Source organism: Selenomonas sp. oral taxon 149 str. 67H29BP (assembly GCF_000146365.1).
GTDB classification, from domain to species: domain Bacteria; phylum Bacillota; class Negativicutes; order Selenomonadales; family Selenomonadaceae; genus Centipeda; species Centipeda felix.
This window is the reverse complement of record NZ_GL397087.1, coordinates 2,299,885-2,322,343: the sequence shown is the minus strand read 5'-3', so window position 1 is coordinate 2,322,343 and position 22,459 is coordinate 2,299,885. Positions and strand designations below refer to the sequence as shown.

At 46.1% G+C, this 22,459-nt stretch carries 17 protein-coding genes and 2 pseudogenes; 8 read left to right on the top strand and 11 right to left on the bottom strand.

Annotated elements, in window-relative coordinates; all coding sequences use genetic code 11:
- Positions 1-96 precede the first annotated feature (96 nt).
- The 3 genes from tpiA to gap all read right to left on the bottom strand — a co-directional run bounded on the left by tpiA (position 97) and on the right by gap (position 3,230).
- The gene (tpiA, locus tag HMPREF9166_RS10960; protein WP_039981415.1) at positions 97-846 is read right to left on the bottom strand and encodes a triose-phosphate isomerase; all 750 of its coding nucleotides are present in this window, start codon (positions 844-846) and stop codon (positions 97-99) included.
- 33 nt (positions 847-879) lie between these two features.
- Positions 880-2,097: a phosphoglycerate kinase gene (gene pgk, locus HMPREF9166_RS10955; RefSeq protein ID WP_009754083.1), complete on the bottom strand. Its 1,218-nt coding sequence runs from the start codon at positions 2,095-2,097 to the stop codon at positions 880-882.
- A gap of 119 nt (positions 2,098-2,216) precedes the next feature.
- Complete coding sequence (gene gap / locus HMPREF9166_RS10950; RefSeq protein ID WP_009754082.1) at positions 2,217-3,230, bottom strand: type I glyceraldehyde-3-phosphate dehydrogenase; 1,014 nt, start codon at positions 3,228-3,230, stop codon at positions 2,217-2,219.
- Positions 3,231-3,443: 213 nt separating this feature from the next.
- Between gap and HMPREF9166_RS10945 the strand changes: the two genes are divergently transcribed.
- On the top strand, positions 3,444-4,088 hold the full coding sequence (locus HMPREF9166_RS10945) for a class II aldolase/adducin family protein (protein WP_039981412.1): 645 nt from the start codon (positions 3,444-3,446) through the stop codon (positions 4,086-4,088).
- 10 nt (positions 4,089-4,098) lie between these two features.
- Positions 4,099-5,142 carry an S-methyl-5-thioribose-1-phosphate isomerase gene (gene mtnA / locus HMPREF9166_RS10940; protein ID WP_009754080.1) on the top strand — a complete coding sequence of 348 codons (1,044 nt, stop codon included), beginning with the start codon at positions 4,099-4,101 and terminating at the stop codon, positions 5,140-5,142.
- A gap of 125 nt (positions 5,143-5,267) precedes the next feature.
- Here the strand turns inward: mtnA and HMPREF9166_RS10935 are convergent, their stop codons facing one another.
- Entirely contained in the window at positions 5,268-6,710 is a 1,443-nt protein-coding gene (locus HMPREF9166_RS10935) for an ATP-binding protein (protein WP_039981747.1), read from the bottom strand.
- 67 nt (positions 6,711-6,777) lie between these two features.
- Here HMPREF9166_RS10935 and HMPREF9166_RS12265 point away from each other — a divergent pair.
- A pseudogene (locus HMPREF9166_RS12265) lies at positions 6,778-6,989 on the top strand (hypothetical protein); the annotation flags it as partial.
- Here the strand turns inward: HMPREF9166_RS12265 and HMPREF9166_RS10930 are convergent.
- Together HMPREF9166_RS10930 and HMPREF9166_RS10925 are read right to left on the bottom strand one after the other, a co-directional pair.
- Positions 6,916-7,632 carry an HI0074 family nucleotidyltransferase substrate-binding subunit gene (locus HMPREF9166_RS10930; protein WP_009754078.1) on the bottom strand — a complete coding sequence of 239 codons (717 nt, stop codon included), beginning with the start codon at positions 7,630-7,632 and terminating at the stop codon, positions 6,916-6,918. The pseudogene HMPREF9166_RS12265 and the gene HMPREF9166_RS10930 overlap by 74 nt on opposite strands.
- Before the next feature lie 306 nt (positions 7,633-7,938).
- Complete coding sequence (locus HMPREF9166_RS10925; RefSeq protein ID WP_009754076.1) at positions 7,939-8,913, bottom strand: SDR family oxidoreductase; 975 nt, start codon at positions 8,911-8,913, stop codon at positions 7,939-7,941.
- A gap of 989 nt (positions 8,914-9,902) precedes the next feature.
- On the opposite strand from HMPREF9166_RS10925, the pseudogene HMPREF9166_RS12360 reads away from it, so the two are divergent.
- From HMPREF9166_RS12360 to HMPREF9166_RS10895, 5 genes and pseudogenes are all read left to right on the top strand, one after another.
- Positions 9,903-10,715, top strand: a pseudogene (locus HMPREF9166_RS12360) (ISL3 family transposase).
- Between the two features lie 365 nt (positions 10,716-11,080).
- Positions 11,081-12,406 carry a radical SAM/SPASM domain-containing protein gene (locus tag HMPREF9166_RS12250; RefSeq protein ID WP_009754072.1) on the top strand — a complete coding sequence of 442 codons (1,326 nt, stop codon included), beginning with the start codon at positions 11,081-11,083 and terminating at the stop codon, positions 12,404-12,406.
- Positions 12,407-12,414: 8 nt separating this feature from the next.
- Positions 12,415-14,874 (top strand): DEAD/DEAH box helicase, encoded by a 2,460-nt coding sequence (locus HMPREF9166_RS11745; protein ID WP_009754071.1) that lies wholly within the window; start codon positions 12,415-12,417, stop codon positions 14,872-14,874.
- A gap of 74 nt (positions 14,875-14,948) precedes the next feature.
- On the top strand, positions 14,949-15,206 hold the full coding sequence (locus tag HMPREF9166_RS10900; protein WP_009754070.1) for a transposase: 258 nt from the start codon (positions 14,949-14,951) through the stop codon (positions 15,204-15,206).
- A 76-nt stretch (positions 15,207-15,282) separates the two neighbouring features.
- Complete coding sequence (locus HMPREF9166_RS10895; RefSeq protein WP_009754069.1) at positions 15,283-16,185, top strand: IS3 family transposase; 903 nt, start codon at positions 15,283-15,285, stop codon at positions 16,183-16,185.
- A gap of 199 nt (positions 16,186-16,384) precedes the next feature.
- On the opposite strand, the gene glf is transcribed toward HMPREF9166_RS10895, so the two are convergent.
- From glf to HMPREF9166_RS10870, 5 genes are all read right to left on the bottom strand, one after another.
- Complete coding sequence (glf, locus tag HMPREF9166_RS10890; RefSeq protein ID WP_175279241.1) at positions 16,385-17,491, bottom strand: UDP-galactopyranose mutase; 1,107 nt, start codon at positions 17,489-17,491, stop codon at positions 16,385-16,387.
- A 34-nt stretch (positions 17,492-17,525) separates the two neighbouring features.
- Positions 17,526-17,945: a GtrA family protein gene (locus tag HMPREF9166_RS10885; RefSeq protein WP_009754066.1), complete on the bottom strand. Its 420-nt coding sequence runs from the start codon at positions 17,943-17,945 to the stop codon at positions 17,526-17,528.
- A complete protein-coding gene (locus HMPREF9166_RS10880; protein WP_050749705.1) occupies positions 17,942-18,655 on the bottom strand; it encodes a glycosyltransferase family 2 protein in 714 nt (237 codons plus the stop codon). Before HMPREF9166_RS10880 ends, HMPREF9166_RS10885 begins: the two co-directional genes overlap by 4 nt.
- The gene (locus HMPREF9166_RS10875) at positions 18,648-20,063 is read right to left on the bottom strand and encodes a hypothetical protein (RefSeq protein ID WP_039981407.1); all 1,416 of its coding nucleotides are present in this window, start codon (positions 20,061-20,063) and stop codon (positions 18,648-18,650) included. Before HMPREF9166_RS10875 ends, HMPREF9166_RS10880 begins: the two co-directional genes overlap by 8 nt.
- A gap of 364 nt (positions 20,064-20,427) precedes the next feature.
- Positions 20,428-22,386 (bottom strand): alginate lyase family protein, encoded by a 1,959-nt coding sequence (locus tag HMPREF9166_RS10870; protein ID WP_254655034.1) that lies wholly within the window; start codon positions 22,384-22,386, stop codon positions 20,428-20,430.
- Positions 22,387-22,459: the final 73 nt, after the last annotated feature.

Here is a 22,459-nt window from a genome sequence, read left to right as displayed (position 1 = left end):
ATTGACATCTTTCTAAGAGCTTTTGCTCAAAACTCGTATGGCGCTTCATTCCCGCCGAGCGGAAAATCCACGCCATACAAAATGAGGGTACGATCATCAGAAATTCACGATTGCCGCGAAATCCTGTGCCTTCAGCGAAGCGCCGCCGACAAGTGCACCGTCGACATTCGGCTGCTTCATGAGATCCTTGATCGTCGCCGGCTTGACACTGCCGCCGTACTGAATGCGGATCGCGTCGGCGGCCTGCGCATTGAACTTCTTCGCGACAGCCTCGCGGATCGCCTTGCAGACCTCCTCAGCCTGCTCGAAGCTCGCCGTCTTGCCCGTGCCGATCGCCCAGATTGGCTCGTAGGCGATGACAAGCTTGCCTGCCTCATCTGCCGTAAAGCCCTCGAGCGCAGCGTTGATCTGCGCAACGACGTGCTCAATGTACTTGCCTGCCTCACGGACCGCAAGCGACTCGCCGCAGCAGATGATCGGCGTGATGCCTGCCGCGTATGCAGCACGGGCACGCTTGTTGACGCCCTCATCCGTCTCACCGAAGTAGTCGCGGCGCTCGCTGTGTCCGAGGATGACGTAGTCTGCGCCGATCTCCTTCAGCATATCTGTCGAGATCTCGCCCGTATAGGCGCCGCTCTTCTCCCAGTGCACATTCTGCGCACCAATGTGGATGTTCGTTCCCTTGACCGCATCAGCGACAGCGGCAAGTGCCGTTGCCGTCGGGCAGGCGACGACCGTGGCCTTTGCATCCTTAACGAGCGGGATGAGCTCCTTGACGAGCGAAACACCCGCTGCGATCGTGTTGTTCATTTTCCAGTTTCCGGCGATAATCGGAGTCCGTGCCATAGTTTTCTCCTTCTGTATCAAACGTAGATGTTCTTACTTGTCTGCGATGGCCGCGATGCCCGGCATCTCCTTGCCCTCAAGGAACTCAAGCGTCGCGCCGCCGCCCGTCGAGACGTGGGAGATCTTGTCCGTCAGCCCCGTCTTCTTGAGCGCCGCGATGGAGTCGCCGCCGCCGACGATGCTCGTCGCACCGGCCTCGGTCGCATCCGCAACCGCCTTTGCCACTGCCAGTGTGCCCTTTGCAAACTCGTCGCACTCAAAGACGCCCATCGGTCCGTTCCAGATGATCGTCTTTGCGCCCTTCAGCGCATTAACGTACTCCTCGGAGGTCTTCGGACCGCTGTCGAGCGCCTGCCAGCCATTTTCAACTTGGTCGACGTCGACGATCTTGACCTTGCCCTCGGCCTTCCACTTTGCCTCGTCGGCGAGCGGGAACATATTCGCGGCGGCAACGTCGAGCGGAAGGACAACCTTGACCCCCTTTGCCTCCGCCTTCTTGAGGAGGTCACGTGCGAGATCCATCTTATCCGGCTCGCAGAGGGAGTCGCCGATCGGCAGCCCCTTCGCCGCATCAAAGGTGTGTGCCATGCCGCCGCCGATAATGATCGTGTCGACCTTCTCGATCATATTGCTGATGACGCCGATCTTGTCGGAGACCTTCGCCCCGCCGATGATCGCAACGAACGGATGCTGCGGCGTCTCAAGCGTCTTGCCGATGTAGTTGATCTCCTTCTCCATCAGAAAGCCTGCAACGGTTTCAATGTACTTCGGCACGCCCGCATTCGATGCATGCGCACGATGCGCGACACCGAACGCATCGTCCACAGCGACATCGGCGAGCGACGCGAGCTGCTTTGCGAAGGCAGGGTCGTTCTTCTTCTCTTCCTTGTGATAGCGCAGGTTCTCGAGGAGCAGCACCTCCCCCGGCTTCAGTGCCGCCGCGAGCTTTTCCGCCTCGGGGCCGACGCAGTCAGATGCCCACTTGACCTCGCGGCCGAGGAGCTCCGCGAGATGCTTCACGAGGTGCTTCGTGCTGAACTTATCCTCACGTGCCTCGGTCGGACGGCCGATGTGGCAGGCGATGATGAGCGCCGCGCCGCCGTCGAGCAGATAGTTCAGCGTCGGCAGTGTGCGCACCATGCGCGTATCGTTCGTGATGTTCATCTCGGCATCAAATGGAACGTTGTAGTCCACGCGGACGAATACCTTCTTGCCCTTGACGTCAATATCCTTAATTGTCTTTTTGTTCATGCTGTCCCCTCCATAAAGAAACGAGGTCCGGCCCAAACATCGGCCGGACCTCGAAAGATCGTATGCTGTAGGAGGGCATGGAGCATATCCTGCCCTCCCAAGAAAACAATGTTTACTTATCAGCCGAGTTCAGCAAAGTACTTGATCGTGCGAACCATCTGGCTCGTGTAGCTGTTCTCGTTGTCGTACCAGGAGACGACCTGGACGAGCGTGTTGCCGTCACCCGTGTCGCTGACCATCGTCTGCGTTGCATCGAAGATCGAGCCATAGGTCGTGCCGATGATGTCGCTGGAGACGATCTCGTCCGTGTTGTAGCCGAACGACTCCGTCGACTCCTTCTTCATCTGTGCGTTGACCTGATCGACTGTGACCTTGCCCTCGACCACTGCGTAGAGGAGCGTCGTCGAGCCCGTCGGGGTCGGAACGCGCTGTGCCGAGCCGATGAGCTTGCCGTTGAGCTCAGGGATGACAAGGCCGATCGCCTTTGCTGCACCCGTCGAGTTCGGGACGATGTTGACTGCTGCTGCACGGCTGCGGCGCAGGTCGCCCTTGCGCTGCGGGCCGTCAAGCGGCATCTGATCGCCCGTATAGGCATGGATCGTCGTCATGATGCCGCTCTTGATCGGAGCGAGATCGTTCAGTGCCTTTGCCATCGGTGCAAGGCAGTTCGTCGTGCAGGATGCCGCCGAGATGACCTTGTCCGCCTTCGTCAGCGTCTTGTGGTTGACATTGAAGACGATCGTCGGGAGATCGCTGCCCGCAGGAGCGGAGATGACGACCTTCTTTGCGCCGGCCTTGATATGTGCCTCAGCCTTTGCCTTTGCCGTGTAGAAACCCGTGCACTCGAGCACGACATCGACATCATGCTTGCCCCAGGGGATCTGCGTTGCATCCGCCTGTGCATAGATGTTGATCTTCTTGCCGTTGACCGTGATGGAGTCCTCACCGGCCTCAACGGAATCTGCATACTTATAGCGACCCTGCGTGGAGTCATACTTCAGGAGATGGGCGAGCATCTTCGGGCTCGTCAGATCGTTGATTGCGACGACTTCATAGCCGGGCGCATCGAACATCTGACGGAAGGCAAGACGACCGATACGACCGAATCCATTGATAGCAACTTTTACTGCCATTGAAATACCCCCTGTGTGTCCCTATACAACATGCGCCGCAGGGCTTTCCTGCCGCGCGCTCATTACGTTTTATATTATAAACCATTCCCAATAAAAGTCAAACCATTTATCCTTTGATTGGCACTCATTTTCACTATTTTCTGCGGGAAAATACTTGCAAAATCCCGTGAATTTTCGCTAAAATATAGACTGTACGTAAAGGAGGAGAACGCCATGTTGGAAACGATCAAAGAAACGGTACTCCGCTGCGCACAGCAGGCAGAGCGCGACGGACTGTGCCGGCACCGCGCGGGCAATTTCAGCATCCGCGACGCAGAAAGCGGCTATATCTGCATCACACCGACAGGCGTGGACCGCATGGAGATGCAGACAGACGACATCGTCGTCATCGACGGTGCAGGGCATACGGTCGAAGCGCGCAGCGGAAAGCGTCCAACCAGCGAACTGATGATGCACTGCGCCATCTATCGGAACCGCAGCGACGTGCACGCTGTCGCACATACACACTCGCGCACAGCAACTGCCTTTGCCGTCATGAATAAGCCCATCCCTGCCATCGTCTACGAACTCTCCCTCCTTAGCTGCCGCAAGGGTTACGTGCCTGTCGCGCCCTACGGGCGACCGGGAACGAAGGCCGCGGCAGAGAACGTCCTCGCCCCCCTCTCCATCGCAGACGTTGCCCTCATGCAGGCACATGGTGTCGTCGCCGTTGCCGCCGATCTCAAGGAAGCTCTCCTGCGTGCAAACTACGTCGAAGAACTCGCCGACATCTACTACCGCACCCTCACCGTCCTCGGGCACGAGCCGGAGACCATCCCGGCGGACGAACTCGCCCAATGGAAGTATCCGACAGTTTAGGAGGCATACAATGAGCACCAACATCCTCGATATGGAAACCGTCGCCCTCGACGACAGCGAACGCGCCCTCGTCATCATCGACCAAACAAAACTCCCGAACTGCGCCGAATACCTCCATCTCAAAACACAGGGCGAAATCTGGACGGCCATCCGTGAACTGCAGGTGCGCGGTGCACCTGCCATCGGCGACGCCGCTGCCATCGGCATCTACCTCGCCGCACTCGAAATCGACACCGAGGACTACGACACATTCGCGTGCCACTTTCACGCGGCGTCCGACTACCTGAACTCCTCTCGCCCCACCGCCGTCAATCTCTCATGGGCACTGAACCGTATGGAGCGCATCGTCAAGGCCAACGCGGGGAAATCCATCCAAGAGATCCGCAGGCTCCTTCGCGATGAAGCGCTCCACATCAAACAGGAGGACATCGACATCTGCAAAAAAATAGGTGAGCACGCGCTCACCCTCGTAAAGCCTGGCGACGGACTCCTCACTCACTGCAACGCAGGCCAGCTCGCCACCGCCAAATATGGCACTGCCACCGCCGTCATGTACCTTGGACACGAAAAAAGCTACAACTTCCACATCTTTGCCGACGAGACACGCCCCCTACTCCAGGGCGCGCGCCTCACCGCGTATGAACTCAGTGCGGCTGGCATGGACGTCACCCTCATCTGCGACAACATGGCAGCCACCGTCATGAAAAACGGCTGGATCGACGCCGTCTTCGTCGGCTGCGACCGCGTTGCCGCCAACGGAGATGCAGCGAACAAAATCGGCACCTCCGGGGTCGCCATACTCGCCAAACATTACGGCATCCCCTTCTACGTCTGCGCCCCTTCCTCCACCATCGACATGAACCCCCCCACCGGCGCCGACATCCACATCGAACAGCGCCCCGCAGAGGAAGTCACCGAAATGTGGTACAGCGAGCGCATGGCTCCCGAGGGTGTGAACGTGTATAACCCAGCGTTCGACGTTACCGATCACGAGCTGGTGACGGCGATTGTGACGGAGGATGGGATATGGAATGCTTCCAAGAATCTTAAATAAGTAACCGAAACAACATTTCAGTTTTTAGTTTCATATTTCGGTTTTCTACTAAAAAGAGAAATACAAAACTAAAAACTAAAATGATATTTCAGTTTTAGTTTCATTTCTTGATTCTTTTCTCTCGCCTATTCACTATAGTATAACTGTTTTGGACTCGTAGGCTTCTCTGGAATACTGAGCTTGATTAAGCCTCGTTTCACAAGCGGCGTTACGTGACGTTTAATGACATAGGTAACAGATGAGAGCCCTAGGAAATCACAAATTTCCCTCCTCGTTCGAGGCGTCTTACAGAATATGATAAGGCTGTTTTCAAACTCATCAAATCGTGCTTTATTTTCCGGGGGCCTTCCTCCTTTGTATAGTTTCACCAGAAAGCTTCCACGATCATCAATAAATTCTGGCTCAGGCAAATCAGCCCGTGCCATCTCCCTGCGTATCGTGGGTATTCCAGAGTACCTGTTCTCCGTTATATGCAAAGATTCCAAAATAGATGTCAGTACTGGATTCCTAGTATCTGGCTGCACCTTTCCTAACTGATCAACACGAATTCGCCCATATAGACCTCCGGGGTTACGTATCTCCATACGATTCGAAAACATAAGAATTTGTATGAATTGACCTTCCGTGTGAATACTGTAATCCCGATGCACTAGAGCATTTAGAACGGCTTCACGCACAGCCGTAATAGGATATTCAGGTTGATCCTCTCTACGCCCTGTATCAGGATCAATCACCGTTTTTACCCCCATATTCTTTTTGACAAATCGAATTGCTCCATCAAGCAAATCGGATATATTCCCTTCAATGCGCTGGTTATCTACAAAGCGCTCTCCAGATTCTCCCGTATCGCCCATCTCCACGCCTGGAACTACAACAGCCGTAATACAAAGCTGTGGGAAGTATGCTTGCGGATACGGGCTAAAAATCAACGCCGCACTAAGCGTTATTTCACCATCACGGCGAATACTCATGAGCTCGTAAATATCATCGTCCTGTATTTGAGACAAATTCGGTCTCCCGCTTTTTAGTTCCTTGACATAGCTTTCCAACAGATCTCGATTAAGAGCAGAAAAACTTACGCGATTAACCACACGAATATCATCTTGATACTTCTTACGATAAGCTTCATAACTATATATCTCGTACTCCGTCATCGGCTCATCACTGTCACCGACACGAATATATGAAGATTTCAGGCGTCCTTTCCCCTGGTAATGGCAAGGACGTTCTGCTAAATCAATCCCTGGAATCTCAGCCGATACAAACGTCTTTCCATCTTTCATCACAACAGTAAGTAAGGGCCGAACTTTAGGCTCCATCTGCAAGCATTGCTCATTGATCTTCTTCTGTATATCATGGGGGTCGTATACGCCAACCTCTTTATACCCTTCCTCCTCTGAAACACCAAAAATAATGACACCGCCATCATCCTGATTCGAGAAGCTGGACAATGTATCATACAAACGTTTCGGACAAGAAGTTGCAGCACTTTTCAGCTCCAGTGTCCGAGTTTCACATTTCATTTCTTGGACGAATTCCAGTTTCTCTAAAAGTTCTTCTTCTGTCATCTTGGGACTCCATACATTTCTATAATAGGACAACGTCTTTCTTCGACCAAACATATCATACCCCGCCACCGGCGCCGACATCCACATCGAACAGCCCCCTCCGAAGTCGCCGAAATGTGGTACAGCGAGCGCATGGTGCCCGAGGGAATAAAGGTCTATAACCCCGCCTTCGATGTGACCGATGATGAGTTTATCACAGAGATCATTACGAAGAACGGTGTGTGGACTCCTGCATCTTCGCATCGAGAGCCGTCAAAAGAGCAATATATCTCTCCTTGACTACCCGATAAATCCCCCACGCACTATGTTCATCGTACGTGTGCGCGGACAGATTTCGTTTCTCCATCATATCCAGCCACGCCTCAGCATCCGCAATGAGTCCCTGCTTCCACGCTTCACGAATCGTACTGCGTGGACTGTTGACCTCGCTGCCTTCATATTCCAGAACTACTTTCATCAGCTTCCAAGCGAGCTCAAAACAAAACTCAAAGCGCTGAATCGTAGCATCCAAATACATATCATCCGTATCCGCATCTTTTTCAAGCGCAGTTTGCAGCCGCCCCAATGCACGGTGATAGTTTTCCCATTTCAGATGAATCCGCTCCACTGTCATAACACGTTTCCCCTTGTCAATGCAAAAAAGGAGCCTGCCCTCTGCATCAATTCGATCTCGTAATTTTCCATGTGCCAGATCGTCATAAAGAACAATATCGAATGTATAGGGCAGCCTACTCTGTTCAAAGGCCCCTTTCAACACACCTCTCAGATCACGCTCACACCCAATAGCCAAATCAACATCAGATGTCTCACGATAATCCCCTCTGGCTCGTGATCCAAAAAGTTTGACCCACCGAATATCGTCACGATGCTCATCTAAGATATGATAGATCTGCTTCCATTGTTCACTATTTAATCCATACATACCTTATCACTCCATGTAATTAGGGAAGCACTGATAAATTCAGCCACGCCATCTTGACGCATCTTTTTTGCCCGCACTGTGCCCGCGATCCTCCACATAGCCCTGCTATGCGTCCGGTTTGCCTCTTTGTTCGGACGAAAAAATCTACGTCAATCTGACGGACTTCATTTTATCAGCGATTCCTTAGTTCTCACGGTATATATTCTCTCCACGAAACGTTTTACCTCCTCCATGCAGATATGCGAATGCAAAAAGGCAGTGTCGTATTCCCCACCATCACGGAACACGATACTGCCCTTTTCATTCCTACAGATTCTCTTTATACCACTGGATCGCCTCGGTAATGCCCCGTGAGAAATCATACTTCGGTGCATAGCCGAGGTTCTTTTTTATCTTCGAAATATCCGCACCGCTGTGCCGGATGTCCCCCTTGCGCTCGAGTCCAAAGACAGGCTTCAGATCTTTGCCAAAGAGTTTCCTGAGTACGGCATACATTTCATTGAGGCTCGACCGTTTTCCCGCAGCAACATTGTACGCCTCGCCCGCCGCCTCATGCGGCGCGACGCACGCGAGGAGATTTGCCTGCACGACATCCTCCACATAGACGAAGTCGCGCGACTGCTCACCATCGCCGTTGATCGTCGGCGGCTCATCGCGGAGCAGACACTCGATGAACTTCGGAATCACCGCCGCATATGCCCCGTTCGGATCCTGCCGCCGCCCATAGACATTGAAGTACCGCATCCCATAGCAGTCGAGGCCATAATTCAGCGTATACTGATACGCATACTCCTCATCGACAAATTTCGTCACCGCATACGTTGAGAGCCGCCGTCCGACGATCTCCTCCCGCTTTGGCATCGTCTCATCGTCGCCGTAGACGGCTGCGCTTGAGGCATAGGTCATCTTCTTTACGCCATGCTTCGCCGCCGCCTCCATCACATTCACCGTGCCGATGATATTCGTCATCGTATAGCTGACCGGCTGCTCGATGCTCTCCGGAACACTCACCTCTGCAGCCTGATGCAGCACATAGTCAACGCCCTCACACGCACGATTGCACGTCGCGGCATCGCGAATATCCCCCTGGATAAATTCAAACTTCGGGTTGTCACGAAATCCTGCGATATTCTTCTCATATCCCGTCAGCAGATTATCCAGCACGCGCACCCTGTGCCCCATCGAAAGGATTGCCTCTGCCAGATTCGAGCCTATGAATCCAGCGCCGCCCGTGACAAGAAATAAGCTATTTTCGGGAAAATTGATTGTACGGTAATTCATGGTATCCCCCTGCCATTCTATAAAAATAGCACTTGCTTCAACTTTTCGTCAGATCTACGGTGTGCTTACGGCTCGATTATACCACAGCAGGACGCATCCGAACAACTGCGACGCAATCGAACATCGGTAGCCCAAAATCAACTATCTATCGGCTCTTCATATTGTCCCTGCTTAATGACGACAACAGGGGTTCCATCCTCTTGCCCACACAACTTCTTCTACTGAATGATGTTGTATAAATAAAGTTGACAACTTCTTCGCAAGGATTTTAGGGAAGCACTGATAAAACACGGATAATAATGCTTACGTTATCCACAGGCATCAATTCTACAGTTTCCCATGCAAAAAGTAGAAAATCATGCCCATAGCTCTTTCCTTCCCCGAATCCTCCATTTGAACGGGAATTTCGGGGAAATGGGCGCACTTATCCAATCGTCATACAAAACGCCCTCTGCCTTCCCGCCCTCAAACACATAACGAGATTTGCCGACGCAAAGAGCAAATAAAATGGCTCTACTCCAAAACTAGTGGAAATGGTATAATCACCAAGGGTGATGAAATATGGTCGAGAGCTTTGACAAGATGCTTGCAGGATCACTGCGACTGGAAGAGCCGTGGTATATCATAGGAGCAAAATTTTATGAGGAAGAGCCGGCAATCCATATACATGTAGGCGTGGACAAAGCGGCCGCGCTGTGCTGTCCTGTCTGTGGTGCGCCGACCAAATGATACGGTTACGAGCCGAAGGAACGAATCTTGCGTCATGCGGACTGCCTGTTTTATCCCTGCTATGTCCACTGCAGACGCCCCCGTGTTCTCTGTGACAAATGCGGTGCCGTTCAGGTCAACGCACCGTTCGAGCGCAAGAACAGTCGCTTCACCCTTCTGTTTGAGGGCTATGCCATGCTCCTTCTGCAGGATGTGCCTCGTGCTAGAGCCGCCCGTCTGCTTCGCTGCGACGAGAAGTCGCTCGCAGGTATCCTCATGTATTGGGTGCACGATGCGGTAAACCGCATGGGGATCTTTCCGATGTTTCTTCCAGCGCCATTGACGAGACATCCTTTCGGCGCGGGCACAGATACGTCACTGTTGCCATCGACACAGACAAGCACCGTGCCTTTGATGTCGAACCAGAGCGTGACAAAGCGGCTGTCAAAAATGTGGGCGAAAAACAGGAGGCGAAGCGTGGCAGTACGAGGAACGTCAACTCTGTCACTAGTGATATGTCGGCAAGCTACCTATCCGCCGTCAGGGAGGTATTCCCGAATGCCAGGCAGGCCATCGACAAATTTTACGTCAAGCAGGTACTGCTCAAAGCCTTGGATAAGGTACGTAAGGACGAGCAGAACGAATCCGCCAGGAAAAAGGAACTGTTTGCACACCGCAGACTGTTCATGGTGCCGAAAGGGCACATGACAGACAAGCAACGGATAAAGGTGACAGACCTTTCCAAGCAGTATAAAAAGACGGGGCGTGTCTTTCGGATCATCCAAGCTCTGGATGATTTCTATGCCTCGACCTCTATGAATGAGGCGCAGGTGCAGCTGAACAAGCTGTGCTCATAGATGAGGCACAGCCGCCTGCAGCCAATGAAGGATGCAGCCTTGACACTAAGACATCACGGGGCGGAGATACTGAATTTTTTCAACACACGCCTGACAAACGTGATCTGCGAAGGGATCAACTCGATGATTCAAGCAGCGGAACACAAAGCAAGAGGTTTTCAGACCTTCGAAGGCTATTCAGCGATGATCTATTTAGTTGCAGGAAAGTTGGATTTGGCTACGCCTGTTCCGTTCTAAAAATAACGTTTCCACTAGTTTCAGAGTAGAGCCAAAATTTTTCTTAACTAACTTGCTGTTCAACTTGCTCTTGCAATTCACACAAAAAGAAAATATAAAAAGGAGGATTCCTGTAAATAAAGTTGAATATAATAAACGGAGCAAATTTCTTAGACCAAATCAACAGTCTTATTTAAGAGGAAGGAGCTATCTTCTATGAAAGAAATTGTTATTCAGTATGAAGTTGAGGAAATTACTGATGACGCCCGTGTAAGTACTATGTATTGTTTTAAAAATTGTAGCGTCAACGAAAACTAACTCAACTAATCAGCAAGGTATCATAGCTATTATCGCTATGATACCTTATTTTATAAGGAGTTATAAGCATGCCCACATTGACTATAGACCCTCAAAAGAAGTTTGTTTTTTCAGATATAATTGATTTTGAATATATAGATAATAAATATATTGTTATATCAAGAGACACAGCAAACTGGCTACTACTAGATAATATTTGCCAAGTTGATATTTTCAAATTCCTTATGACTCACACTGTCGAACAATGTTTCAACAATTTTGGTAAAAATAATCAAAAAGACTTTGTCAAAGTTTTAACAGAGATTTCTGCTAAACATTTCGATGATCTGCAAATCAATTATCCACAAACAAATGGGATGTATCTTTATTTAACCAATAGTTGTAATCAAAACTGTAACCATTGTTATATGAATGCCGGGAAAAAACCAGATAATGAGCTGTCAACCAAAGAAATAGCATCTCTTCTATACAACTTTAATAAAATGGGAGGTAAGGTTGTAACGTTTACTGGTGGTGAAGCTACCCTAAGAGATGACTTTTTTGAGATTATAAAGGTTGCTAAAGAATACGGCTTCACAGTTTGTCTTCTAACAAATGGACTGCTATGCAACACTGCATTTGCTAAGGAGATAAAGAAATATGTAGATGAAGTACAAATAAGTTTAGATGGATATGACGCTGAGAGCTATCAGGTTGTACGCAACAGCAACTGCTTTCCAATTGTCTTAGAGTCTATTGACAATCTTGTGACCGAAAAAATACGTACTACCATTGCAATTACACCTCTATTAAATACATTGATCTCCAACGAAGAAAGATATTGTTTATTTGCAAAACACCTTATTAATAAATATAAGGATGAAAAATTTTTTGTAAAGTTTAATACAGAATTATTAGATGGTCGTAATATTTCTCCCTCTGAAGAGGAAAACGATCTTTATCGAAATGCCATAAAAAGAATCAAGGCGCAAATATCCCCTGAGTCGAGTAGTCAAGGATTTGCTTTAGACCATCGGTGTAATACTGTTTTTAACAACTGTGGTTATGGCGGAGTTACAATTGCTTCTAACGGAGATGTTTATTTCTGTAATCTAATATCAAAATGTAAAAAACAAGGGAATATAAGGGAACATGATTTTCCATCAATCATGTTAAGGTCTGAACAGGCACGAATACAGTCTGATATAAACAATTTAATACCGTGTAATAGTTGCTCTTTAAAATATCTTTGTGGGGGTGGTTGTCGAATAAAAAACTTTTCAGACTTAGTTAATATCTCTTTTTCCAACAGGAAAAATATATTGAAGATAAACCGTTCTTCCCCTTGTACAAAAGAACACAAAGAAGGTATTCTTCGTTCTATGATTGCAGCCAATAAATATATGTATAGATAGGAGAGACTATGAATATCAATATGCCTATATGGGTTATTTCATATAACCAGATGAAGACTCACTTAAATCAAATCATAATAGAGATCTTTGAGGGACGTAATAAGTTTACACAAAAGGGGCTATATTCTGGTCCATTAAGGAAATTTATTCTATCCCACCATTCACAAGATAAAGCCGTACTATTCTTCTTAAATTTACATATAGCTAATATACAAAAGAACAAATTCTTTATCGATAGATCAGATTTCCTTAAGTTTATAACTTATATGAATGATATCCATGCGGAATCATTATATATTCGACTTTCTGATCGCAAATTGCATCATGTTAGCCTAATAAACTACTCTACAGAAGTGACTACCGCCCCTTTTCTTTATACTCAAAAAAATCTATCACTACTGCTATATTCATCATCGATGGAAAAAAACAATTCTACACAAATAATAACATCTCCACAACCTATATTATATTTAGAGATAAGAAGAGAAAAAATATTCTGTCGTGTCTGTTTTAGATACGGTATGATCGAGATTCCTTCCAATAGTCAAGAAATAAAGATTTACATAGATAAGAATATCGTATTAAGAAATTTACTAAAAGAACAAACGTATATTTCCTTTATAAAAGAACAAGGAGGAGTTCCTAGTTTCAATAATGAATATATTTTTTCATTGAATAACATAAACAACTCATCTATTTCAGCCTTTATTCAAAATAGTTTTCAAATATATCTAAAAGATGATAAGTGCTTTCACCAGATAAAGTCAGTAAATATTACAGCAAATATATCTTATGATATAGATTGGTTTAACCTAGATGGAATAGTAACGATTGATAGTACAAACTACACCTTATCCGATATACTTAGCAGGGATAAATATAAGGGGTTCATAGAAGTAGGCAATAGTGCTATAATATTCCCCCCCTCTCTAAACAATCTCTCAAATAAAGTTTCAGACAACGGAAAAATCCATCTTGCAAATAATGAATTGATGTTAATAAATAATATTGCCGAAGAACTAAATATTAAGGATAGGAAATATATCAAAAAATTCAAAAAATACATTTTTAAAACTGTATATGAAATAGACGGATTAAACGGAGTCTTAAAGGACTATCAGCTCTATGGAGTCTCATGGATATATTCACTATATAATCATTCTCTGGGTTGTTGCCTTGCTGATGATATGGGTTTAGGAAAAACAATCCAAGCCATTGCATTTATCACATACATTTATCCTAAGCTCTCCCTTCCAATACTAATAATCGTCCCTAAAATAGTATTACTCAACTGGAAAAACGAATTTTCTAAATTCTCTCCTCGTATAGTGCCTTTTATTATATATGGAAATCATACTTATGAAATAAAAAAAGCCCCTGTAGTTTATATAACCACATACGAAACAATAGTCCTCCACACGAGTCTATTTAAAGCACTTACTTATGAGGCAATTATTTTAGATGAGTCTCAATATGTAAAAAATGATAAAACAAGGCGATATAAGGCTATTAAACAGCTATCCACTAACTTCATCTTAGCACTTAGCGGAACACCTATTGAAAACAATTTATTTGAACTATGGGCTCTTATGGATCTCCTAAACCCGCATCTTTTAGGAAGCAAAAAAACATTTACGACAAACTATATTAATAATGAAAAGAACTTCTCCGTCTTAAAAGCAACTATATCGCCATTCATGTTAAGACGAACGAAGGAAAAAGTATTACAATTTTTACCTAAAAAAACTGAGAAATTCATACATTGCAATATGGGTGAGTCTCAACGAAAATTATATAATTACATACTTAATTTAGCAAAAAATGAACTTCTCTCTAAAGGATCAAGATTTAAAATCAAGGACAACGCTGCGATTTTACAAGCTTTTTTATACTTAAGAGAGGCTTGTTCTGAGCCACAATTGCTTCCTTTATCACTTAGACATTCTACTTCATGCGAATCTTGTAAATACGATCTTTTCAAATTATATACGCCTAATATAATAAAAGAGCACAAAAAGTTGATTGTGTTTTGCCAATTTCCAAAAATTTTAAAAAAACTAAAACGATGGTGTGATTCAAATCATTGGTCTACATTTTATATTGATGGAAACACTAACAACAGAGAAAGAATTATATCACTATTCGAGCAATCAAAAGAAGGAATATTTTTTATTAGTCTAAAAGCTGGTGGTGTTGGACTAAATCTTACATCAGCCCAATTTGTAATTATTTATGAGCCATGGTGGAACCCATCTGCAGAAAGGCAAGCATCCGATAGAATATATCGTATTGGACAAGATAAGCCCGTTTTTATCTATCACTTTATTGTAAACGATACGATCGAAGAAAAAATCATTGAGCTTCAAGATAAGAAAAAAAAGATTTATAGTGATTTTATTGCTGCAGACGTTTCTAACAAATTTAAGCTAGACGATATTATAACCATAATATTAGAACACGGCAATTGATGTTGTATAAATAAAGTTGACAACTTCTTCGCAAGGATTTTAGATAAAGTCAAAGAGGAGAAGGAGAGGTCAAAATGGCAACAAACAGGCAATACGATCACGAATTTAAGGTGCAGGCAATCAAGCTGGCGCAGGAAATCGGTCAAGCGAAAGCCGCCAAAGAGCTAGGAATTTCCAAGAACACGATGTATACATGGACACGCGCACAACGTCTTGGATATTTGGATCTTGGGTGCGGCACGCAAACACCGCAGAGTGCCCTGAGCTTGCATGAGGAATCGTACAGCTGCGCGCCCAGCTCAAGGCACAGGATAAGGAATTTCGACGTTTGAAGAAAGAGAATGACATTCTGGAAGAAGCAAGCGCTTTTTTCGCCGCGAGCCGTCTGAAGTCAACAAAAACGAACGTATGAAGTTTATTGCGTTCAAGACAGCAGACGGCGCACACAAAGGGAATATCAGTTTTTATTGCAGACGGCTCCATGTCACAAGACAGGGATTTTATCAGTATCTGGTAAGCAAAGACCGCCCCTGGAAATATCAGAAACTTGCCGATGCCATGATGCAGATCCATGCAGAGGATGAATGCAACGATACCTACGGAAGAATCCGTATGTATCAGGCACTCAAGATCAGGCAGCCGGAGGGCATCCGTATTCCGAGTGAACGCACCGTTTACCGTATCATGGAAGAGATCGGCTTAAGTCATCGTCCCAATCATAAGCCGAACGGTATCATAAAAGCAGATCGGCAGGCACAGATGTCGGAGGATCTCCTGCACCGTGATTTTCATGCCGACACACCGCTTTATAGGTGTGTCACTGCAGAGATTCCAGTGTGTGATGGAAAACTCTATGTTTCAGCACTCTTTGACTGCTATGACGCCGGCGTGCTCGGACTTTCTATGGCTACGAATATGAGGGCTTCTCTGTGTGTGCAGATGCTTGATAACGCCATGATTTCCTACCCAATGCTCAGGGGAGCAATCCTGCACTCGGATCGCGGCAGCCAGTACACGAGTCAGCTGTATCGGGAGGCAATCCAACACGATGGAATCCGTCAAAGTATGAACAGTGCCGGTGGACGCTGTCATGATAACGCGCGTTGTGAGAGTACGTGGGCACGCATGAAGTCGGAGCTTCTCTATGGACGCTATGACACAAAGAAAATGACAACCGAAGAATTGAAGGTTCTGGTTTGGCGATATTTCATGAGCTATTGGAACAACCGCCGGATCTGTTCCGCAAACGGCGGGCTTCCTCCGATGGTGAAACGTCGACAGTTCTATGACTCCATTGCTGCGACTGCTTAAGCATTCGTTTCCTTGTGAGAAATTTGTCAACTGTTCTTGACAATATCAGAATCTGTAGTCGTACCAAACGGATGTCCATAAATAAACGCAACACCTTCGGGAACTGGAAATTCGATACCATTGTCGGAAAAAAGGGAACAGCCGCTATTCTCCTTGCGGCAAACGAGTACAAAAATTCTTCACGCCTAATTAAACAGACCTATTCGTTTTCCATTCGAACAGCTTCCAATGCCTGTTCTATCACCTGATCCATGTTGTAATAGCGGTAGGTTCCAAGACGTCCGCCCAAAATCAAATGAGGACACGTCTCCTCTGCACGCTTTCGATACTCTTCGTAACGACGCATATTTCCTTCATCATTGACAGGATAATACGGTTCGCGCCCCTCTGCCCAATCCTCCGGATATTCACGCGTAATAATTGTATATGATGTATCCACCGGTGAAAAATGCTTATGTTCTATAATACGTGTATACGGAGTCTCTGCATCCGTATAATTGACAACAGCAACACCCTGATAGTTCTCTACAGAGAGCCGCTCATTTTCAAAGCGGAGGCTGCGATATTCCAAGCCACCATAACAGGAGTCAAAATACTGATCAATACGTCCTGTAAAAACGACTTTCGATGCCAGTCTTTCGAGTTCATCTCGATCATGAAAGAAATCTACATTCACACGCACATCGATGCCCTCAAGCATACGCCCAACAAGAGCAGTATATCCCTCACTCGGAATCCCCTGAAACGTGTCATTAAAATAATTGTTGTCAAAGGTTAGGCGAACAGGAAGCCGCTTGATGATAAACGCTGGAAGATCTTCTGCTTTACGTCCCCACTGCTTCTCTGTATATCCACGAATCAATTTCTCGTAGATATCACGCCCCACGAGCTTACACGCCTGTTCCGCAAGATTCTTCGGCTCAACATCTGCAAATTCAGCCCGCTGCTCTGCAAGTTTCTCCATAGCCTCTTGTGGAGTCCGTACTTTCCACAGAGCATAAAACGTATTCATATTAAACGGCAGAGAGTAAAGTTCCCCCTGATAGTTCGCAACAGGAGAGTTGACAAAGGGCTTCATAAAGACAAATTGATTGACATAATCCCAGATAGACTTTTGATTCGTATGAAAGATATGCGCTCCATAGGCGTGAACCTCAATGCCATCCATATTTTCTGTATAGACATTACCACCAATATGGCTGCGCTTTTCAACAACAAGAACACGTTTCCCACGCTCTTTCATCTCATGCGCAAAAACAGCACCAAAGAGACCTGCACCAACAACCAGATAATCGTATTGCGGCATTAGAATCCACCTCTCTACTTCGCTTAATCTCATTTTATTTCGTCATCGAATGAAAGACAATCAATTTGCTCCCAACGTAGTTCGCCAATATCACTAAGAAATTCGCCACACACTTTACAGTTAAATCGTCTCCATGCAACAACTCAATTCCGATATACATCACGCCCATATCCAAAATCCCTGTGAAAACACGGCACCCAAAAAAGGATACTGCCTCACGTATGACTGACAATATCGTATGTGCTGAAGTTTCAAAGACCCAGCACCGTTGTGTCAAATAAGCAAACAGGACGGCAAAAAACCACGCAAAAGCATTGCTAATTGGCATTGAAATATCAAAAACACGAGTACATAGACTATAGGCCGCAATATTCACTACCGTTGTAAGGACACCAAAGAGTGCATAGAGGAATAATTGTCGCCGACTCAGCGATAGGCTCTTTAATGCACTCATCGGAGCTTCCTATTAATCTCACGAAAATCAGATAATGCTTTTTTCCCGATCCGGAAAATACGTTTCATATTGATGGAATTAATCCCACCTTGACGCGGACGGAAAGTGATCGGCATATACTTAACAGCACATTTTCTTCGTGCATAGATAACGGATAGAATAACATTCGATAGATTGTAATCCTTGGGGATAATATCAATATATCGTCGCAGTGTATCCGCTTTCATCAGACGATACGGCGTATTGGCATCCGTAACGAATACACCAAAGCAGAGGTAAACAACATATTTCAATACCTTCGTTACAAAGATACGGGAGAGGCCGTCTTCTCTTCCCTTTCGCCACCCGATCACCATATCAAACGATTCGCGCACATCCCAAAACGGCGCAAACTCACTCGGCAGAGTTTGTCCGTCGGAATCCGTCTGAAATACATAGTCTGCACCATGGTCAAGTGCATAATGATAGCCATAAAGGACAGTTGCACCATGTCCACTGTTAGGCTTTTGTAACGGAGTAAAAAGCGGCTTGTCTTTTGCACATTCTAACATAATTTCATAGGTATTATCCTTGCTTCCATCATCAATGATAATGAGACGCGATTCCCCTCCCCCGTTATGTTCTTCAATAATAGGATACCAATCATCAATCACTTGTCGAATCGTCTCGGATTCATTATATGCTGGGATAATGATATAAAGGCTATCCATGAATGCGTTCATCCTTTCTAAAAAACGGCGTAGATACAAGCACCTCTAACAATACGAGAAAACATATCGACTGAATCGCTGCAATACTTCCTAACAAGTATACATGGGATGGAATAGCAATCAATCCCGGCAATAGTCCAAAAAATATAAGTGTAACTAAGACTCCATATAGCTCTTTGCCGACAACGCCTCCTATGCGTATGGCATACTTCTTTCTCATTGTAAAGTACACTGCCCCAATAAAGAATATATAGGCAAATGTATCTTTCAGTAACATCAATCCACATACAAAGAACTTTTTTACATACGAACCTATGAACCACAGAGGATGCTCTTCAAATGCTGTGAGATATAGATTCTTTAGTATGTCAAAATATCCTACAGTGAAGTTTTCAGAAAAGGCTCTTTTCGCCTCTTTCGCATACTCAAAATGATCCTTAATATTAGTATACGAAGCTGGAGGAATGTGGTTTACTCTGGATACAGCCTCCATCGCACACTCATCCGAAAAAAAGATATTATAGGGATTTTCTCTCGCCAAGAATGATAATTTAGGAGAAATAGATATAGGACTATCCCAGCCTAACCCAATATATAGAGTATGCCAGCCCCCCAACTTATGTTCCTTTGTCGCAGTCGTAGTATGATCATATCCAAACGTAGACAGATAGACATTCGGGATGATTAACGTAAATAGGAAATATCCAAATCCTGCCAGTAAGATTACACCTACAGACCGTATCGCTTTCTGCCAAACACTCCAAACCATATGGCGATATATACTATACAGCATAAGAAAAATCGCTACTGTAATAATCCCAATTCCCGCATGAGCACGTGGGATGTTCGCAACTCCAGCCAAAATACATAAAGCGATATATGCTTTCCATAAAGTCGCTGTTGTATCACACTTTTTTAGGAACACGAAAAATAACGGCAATGAGAGAAATATTGCCCACCCCATCCCCCAGTAATCGGTATAATACACATGTAAAAAGTACTGCCAAATCAAAAGAAAAAACAAAAAAGGGCTAACGAGTACCAAACGCAACGAGTGGAATGATTTTACGACGCAATACGGAAGAATCAAAAACAGGACACCGAAAGCTATAGTTTGAAGCTGAATATAAATATTCTCTGCCTGTATCTGTCCCGTAAAAAAACCATAGAGCGCGATATAAAAATAATACGCTATATGAAAATCTGCAATCTGATACATACTGTCGGCAATTCCAGACAGAGAGCCATCCTGCAAAAACAATTGAGCAAGATATACACGTATCCCCATTAAGTCAACTTTTATAGGCAATAACATATAACTGACTCCAAGAATCAATATTGCTGTAATCCCCCCATATAAGAAGAGTAAATACATCTTTTTTCTAGTGAGTACCTGATCCGTTATCAACCATACCAATTCCTTTCAACAAGCTAATCTAAATGCAAACTTACTATATACCCCTCCATTATTACCCATTCCTTGCGGCTTATTTCCCCTCCTCAACTTTGCCTCATGTTTACATCTACCAACCATTCCTCAGAACTGGAAATACAGGAACTCCGTCACCTGAGACAAGGACATAATCTCCCATACATACAAAACTGCCATAGCAACAGCCCACTTGTTATTCGGCTCCATGTTCTTGACCAAATGGTTCGAACTCGGACATAGTGCAACAAGTAATAGTTTCCCTAATAGAATCAATATCTGCCGTACTCCCTCGCTAAAAAATACGGAACAAAATACTTATGGAGCATCCCTCATGTAGCTCTTACCCCCTCACTCTTGTACACTTTCCATATCCCCCCGAAAAGTATCTATGCGGCACAGGCTTCGTAATATTTCGTCCAAAATCCCGTATCCATACCTCATTCTCCAAGATCTCCACGACACGATACACCTTTTCACCAAAGCCGCTGTGCTCCATCACAATGGCATTTTTTATCAACAGCAATACCTTTGCAAACGTCGCCTCATGTGCCATAGAGAACAGCCCTACCTGCCCTGGATGCCATGGGTTCTGCTCCAAACCTTCCTTCTGAATGGTAAAATGAGCCGCCGTTGCACGAAACTCGTCGCGGCGTTCGGGCAGAGGCGTATAGAGATATGTACCAGGATCAACGATAATATCTTCTCCGTCAATCCGTAGGGTAATCGACAGCTGGTCGTTATGCGCATGTCCGCCGTTTCCGTTCTGCCCCACTTCACCGCATCGCACCGTCATATAGAGATGAGAGGATTTGAAAATGTAAATACCCATTCCGGCATAGGGATAACAGCGTATCGCAGAGATATCCTCTTTCGGTTTTGGAAAATGATATTCCTGCCTATCCAGCCCCACAAGCGGCAATGTATCAAGAAACTCTTGTACGCACAAGTCATTACGTGCCGACATAAAATGAGATGCAAGACTTATTGCAGGAATCTTTTTCGCCAATAACTGGAGGACTATTGTTTCAAAATTTAGTGGCACATCATCATGGTGACACAGAATGCGATATGCCTCAGCCAGATGCTCATGATTTAGGATATTCTCGTCATAGTATAGCGCATTTTCCCGTGCAGGGAAACTGAGGTTCATATACTTTGCAACGGCTTCCTGCTCACTCACGATATCATAGACAGGATGCAGCTTCAAAAATCTCCCGCTGTCATTATCACCGATCTGCGAGATCGTCCCATCCTCATGCAGGAGATCAGAGGTGAACCGCAGGGCCTTCGCAAGACGTTCCCAGAACCATTCCGGGAAAATCTCATCGCGATCCAGATCAAAGTCTTGCTTCTCTAACGGATTTAGTGACGGCCGCACATGATGAAAAGTGCACCGATAGGACTTCACACGGTCACGCCGCCCCCGATCCATCTGCACGGCAAATAGCGCACCGTAAAGCATCAACTCTGTCGAGAGCCGATGATAACTTGTCGATCCTTCAAAATTACTGCCATCCTCATGAAACTCATGCGTCATCTCCCATCCCATCTCTTGGAGTGCAAAGGCAAGCCACGCATCCGTCTCATCCGTGGAGGGCAGGTGAAGTGCCGCAAAGAGCAGCCCTACGATATCGGAAAGGTAATGATTGGAGCGCAGATCAGGACTATACTCCAAATTGCGGATGATATGTCTTCCATGATCGTACACAGACGAAGCAAGGATGCGCTCAAAGGCGTCATCAAACGAAGCTCCAAATGCCTTAAACAGATCGTAGGCAACAAGCCAGTTTGAAACACGGATCCCCACATCCATCGTACAGCGCCAGTTTACGCCGAACTGCGGTGGATTCAGTGCTATAAAATCCAATATTTCATTGCGGAATTCACGCATATACACACCACGTTCCGCGTCCTCTGCCATCCGGAATGCGCGAGCAAGCATCGGCAGATGCTGCATACGGGCAAGTTCCCATGGGACCTTTACGTCCACCCCGGGCAAATGTCCATAGGCGATCTCTGTATACCAAGTCTTCGCCGACCATGTATAGCCGGACTTAAAGTCCACCTGCCAAGGAATCGGCTCATATCCACGATCGACTAATGTCCATACTTTTTTTGCATAGGGGAGATTGGCGGAAGGAATCTGCACCGATAGCCATCGTCCTTCATGATCAGCAGAAACTACATCCCCCGCAGGATACACATTCCCCTCAACGCCACGCACAGTCATGCCATAGTATACTTTGCACCAGCCACTGCCGAGGAGGTCAAAGGTATGCGTACGAAAGAGATTCGCCACAGCAAATACCTGTGTCGTATTTTCCTTAGGCGTAATGACTTGAAAAGAGATCGGTATTTCGATGCACAAGTCT